This window comes from Arthrobacter sp. TMT4-20, assembly GCF_054510775.1.
On sequence record NZ_JBTNDW010000034.1, the window covers coordinates 1 to 3,311 of the forward strand.

Here is a 3,311-nt window from a genome sequence, read left to right on the forward strand (position 1 = left end):
GCTCCGCCTTGTTTTTCTTCACAGCATCCAGTGTCGTCATCACGGCACCTTCCCCGCCAGACTCACGCCCGACGTATCAGGCCAAAAACACCAAATTCCGAACAGTCCCGCGGCCATGAGACAGTGTGCCGTGCATCACGCAGATGGGCGCCCGTCAACTATTCTCTGAATACCGCGCGAGCGCTTTTGCGCTGGTGCGTAGTTGTGTCCGCGATGGTTCGATAATTGCCCTTGCCGGCCGTTCGATGCCGCTCCATCGCTACTGCAATGTCCGGGTATAGCCAGACATGTGCTTCGGGCATCTCCCCCGGACAGGTAACAATGGCTATGTCAATACATGCGGGGACCCCACGGGGGCAGTCTAAGCGGGACCCACTTTGACGAGATGATGCGGCCGACGTTTCGAGTGGACGATCGATCGTTTGATCACAATGATGGTGTGATGGAGGAAGGCCACAGATTGCCGGAAGAAACGTATCGGACACGGCTACCAGTGCGGTACCGACTTGGTTTCCTAGGTCTTGGTGTGCTGGTGACAGTCGGCACAGCGTGGGGGATGGTCACTGACGGCATGAACGGCGCCGCACTCGTTTCTACGCTGTTCGCCGCGGTGTTCCTCTACGTCATCCTCATGCAGGTCACCGTCCGGTTGGAAGAGCGCGAGGTCAGCATCAAAGTCGGTGGCATCTTCGCGACCAGGATCCCCTACCGCGAGATCGACACGGTCACGCCGGGACAGCCCACCGGCATTAGGTCGGGTATGGGGCTACGCGTGATGCCGAACAGCACGACCGGCTATCTCGTCGGTGGTCCGTCGGTTCGTATCACGACGGGAAGGACCGCCACCCTCGTTTCCTCGAACACTCCGGAGAAACTCTCGGAAGCAATCAGAACTCGGAGCACGTCCGCGGCGTCGTAGTCCCTTCCTTTTCGTTTGCCGCGACAGCAGCCTGGGCAAGGCGCCCGCTTAGGGGCGTGTGGTGCCGGCACGTGTTTTCCGGCCTCGCTGCATCCTGCATCATTGGTCGTGAGAGGCTGAAAGCCTAAGACGCGGAACTTTGCCAAGGGGGTAATCGGTGAGTAGTGGGCACGGCAATGAGGGAATTCTTGGCAGGTTTTGGTCTTAGTTGAAGAAGCTTCATCGACGAGATCTGTATACCCACTTAGGGCTCCCACCCTCTGCGGCCGATGATCCACATGATCCTCAAACAGGTGATCCTTCACCAAAAGACCATCGATAGATTGCTGTTTCTCACGGTTCGCGGGAAACCTAAGGTCTCTTTCTGATCTACGTCGCCGCTATCCGACGAACTCCTGGGCGCGGGTGTGGGCGAGCCGATAGGAGTCGGTGCCGGTTTCGATGATGGCCCCCTTTGAAGGTCAGTCGGTCCACGATCGCGGCGCAGAGCCTGGGGTCAGTGAAGGTTTTCGTCCAGCCCGAAAAGGACTTATTTGAGGCGATCGCGATTGAGTTGTTCTCCTCGCGTTCGGTGAGGACCTGGAAATGGAGCCCGGCTCCGCGTCGGTCGAGTTCCATGTAACCGAGCTCGTCGATCTATGCGGATATCCGCATAGGTCGGTGATATCGGGCTCCCACCGGTCGGCACCGATGCCGCCGAGGGGCTCTATCGACTCGTCGATGCCGCCTACGAAAAACGATCGATCGCGGTTTCCTCAAGTTACATCCCGCCGGCTTTGACGAGCTCATGCCCAAAACCCTCGCCACCGCGACGGTTGACAGGCTGCTGCATCACGCGTAGGTCTGCCAAACCACTGGAGAATCGATCCGCCTCAGCCAGGCCATGGCCGGAAAAGGAGTCACACCAATGAACTGAACGAGTTCCGCACATGGCCATCGCCACCGAACACCTGGTGGGCAGATCTGGTGGCCATGAGTGGGCAGTTTTCATGACCACCAGCGGGCATTTCTGCTGGCCGCCCATGGGCACAAACTATCGGCCATTGACATGAGACAACTGCCTTGCCCCGTGCTCATCAGCGAGGCGAGCGAAGACACGTCGCGCGGTATGGCGCTGTTTGCGGGGAGCCTCGAGGTCCTCCCGAAGCATCGCGTCGATCACGGGCTTGAACGTTTCCAACCGTGGTGCTGTCCGTATCCGCGGCTTGCGCGGTGGTGGTTCCGCCTACCGCACGACCTGCCTGACGGTTGGCCGGCCGACACCATGACGCCTGGCCAGCTCCCTGATTGAGAGGCCCTCGACGCGCGCATCACGCCGGATCCGCGCAAAAACTTCCACCCGAGACTCCATTCAAACCTCCACCTTGAGCAACCAGAAACGCGTTGCCACAACGGTGAGGGTGGGTCCGGCTTAGACTGCCCGCGACACCCCCAAAAGACCGAAGTGGGTCCCGCTTAGATTGCCCTGGTGGGTTCGAACAAAGCTGCCCTAGTCATAACAATCAGTCGGTGTCTCCACCCTGACCGATCGCTGCATTGGTGACAGTCGGAAATTGAGCCGTCACCACGGTACCCAGGAAGGTCCCGCGGATGAAAATCTGAGGGCGGGCCATCCGGCCCTCGGGGCCCAGTCCCCAGCCCCCAGATCGACAACTCGCGCAAAGATGCTGGCAGATCTTCCGCCCAACCTGGGCAACGTTGAGACCATCGGCTAACCATCGCGGATCACAAGGACACCTGATCGCGTCCTGCAACGAAGGACTCCACCGAGGTAGGCATCTAAGGAAAGGCGACCGGCTACAGGAACAGCAAAATGAGCTTCCGCGCCTGGCTGCCGCGTATTTGGCTCGAGAGACCTATTGCCGGTGCAAACCCAGCTGGTCACTGACCAAAACATTGCCGATGCGTATCTTGTCAGTTCAACGCTGGATACTCACGCTGATGATCCGAGGTACAGGTACCGGCCTATCACCGACGAGCTCCCAGGCGAACTACCGCAGCGGGCAAGAACGGGGTCCAGCTGTCGAGTCGAGACCACCGAATCTGGTCCATGTTTTCACGGCAGTGTTTTCACGCATGCGGACCCTGACCCGGTCCTGAACCGCCGGTGCCGGCTAGCAGTCTCCGCATTGGAAAGCACCATGCACTCACGCAGCTATCCGGAACGGAGGCGCATGCAGATCGTGGACGCCACGACCGGTTGAATCGGACCACTTCCGTTCCCGGACTTCCGTCGAATCGCTGAGACGCCACTGGCTCACCAGGTCGATGGTGTGGTGTGGTGTGTTTGGGGTGTGGTGGGTTAAATGCGAAAGGCCCCACCGGTGGTGGGGCCTTTCGTCTAATGGTTGTCCGGCGGTGTCCTACTCTCCCACACTCTCTCGGGTGCAGT

1 protein-coding gene and 2 pseudogenes are annotated in these 3,311 nt (G+C 59.6%); 1 reads left to right on the plus strand and 2 read right to left on the minus strand.

Annotation, left to right across the window (positions count from 1 at the left end):
* The first annotated feature begins 526 nt into the window (after window positions 1-526).
* Window positions 527-919 (plus strand): hypothetical protein, encoded by a 393-nt coding sequence (locus ACX80Z_RS15885; protein WP_459316565.1) that lies wholly within the window; start codon window positions 527-529, stop codon window positions 917-919.
* Window positions 920-1,299: 380 nt separating this feature from the next.
* Here ACX80Z_RS15885 and ACX80Z_RS15890 read toward each other — a convergent pair.
* Window positions 1,300-1,555, minus strand: a pseudogene (locus ACX80Z_RS15890) (ATP-binding protein); the annotation flags it as partial.
* 412 nt (window positions 1,556-1,967) lie between these two features.
* Window positions 1,968-2,270: pseudogene (locus tag ACX80Z_RS15895) on the minus strand (IS21 family transposase); the annotation flags it as partial.
* Window positions 2,271-3,311: the final 1,041 nt, after the last annotated feature.